The organism is Pedobacter petrophilus (genome assembly GCF_009674725.1).
GTDB classification, from domain to species: domain Bacteria; phylum Bacteroidota; class Bacteroidia; order Sphingobacteriales; family Sphingobacteriaceae; genus Pedobacter; species Pedobacter petrophilus.
Window position 1 is genome coordinate 1 of record NZ_WKKH01000123.1, and the last position, 571, is coordinate 571.

The window sequence follows — 571 nt, forward strand, 5'->3', positions numbered from 1 at the left end:
ATTCTGGATTATTTCGAGTTAACCAAAGTAGATAAAGAAGGTAAGATGTTGAATATCTACCTCCAGGAGAAGAACATAGCCCCCGATGGCCACCAGCACCAGGACCTTGAATCCAAAGGTTTCTTCCCCGAAGTAGAGATACAGGATTTCCCCATACGCGGCCAAAAAGTAGCCCTTTGCATTAAGAGAAGGCGCTGGACGATTAAAAAGACTGGCGAAATCATCAGCAGGGACTGGGGTCTGATCAGAAAAGGGGCGCGGATGACTACGGAATTCGGTCTTTTTTTAAAAGGAATATTTGGATAACCATCCCATCAGCTGCTATCACCTTGGGCATTACTTTCAGATTGACGGCAAACAGCTGCAGGAACAATATAAAGAACATATCAGTGATTACAGTGGCTGGGAACAGAAAGACCATGCAGACCAGTGGATGCTGTTCACCAGCAATGTCAGTTCCTGCCTGGGCATCGACGAAACGGCACTGTCCAATGGGGAACTGTACACCATTGTAACCAACAAGGAGGCAAGGGGACGTAAAGGGGCTATCGTGGCGATGATCAGGGGCACC

Annotated in this window: 1 protein-coding gene and 1 pseudogene; both read left to right on the forward strand. The window is 47.6% G+C overall.

Annotated elements, in window-relative coordinates:
- On the forward strand, nucleotides 1–306 hold a 306-nt coding region (locus tag GJU39_RS23480), incomplete at its 5' end, for an ISAon1 family transposase N-terminal region protein (RefSeq protein ID WP_167515746.1).
- A pseudogene (locus GJU39_RS23315) lies at nucleotides 299–571 on the forward strand (ISAon1 family transposase); the annotation flags it as partial. The gene GJU39_RS23480 and the pseudogene GJU39_RS23315, both read left to right, overlap by 8 nt.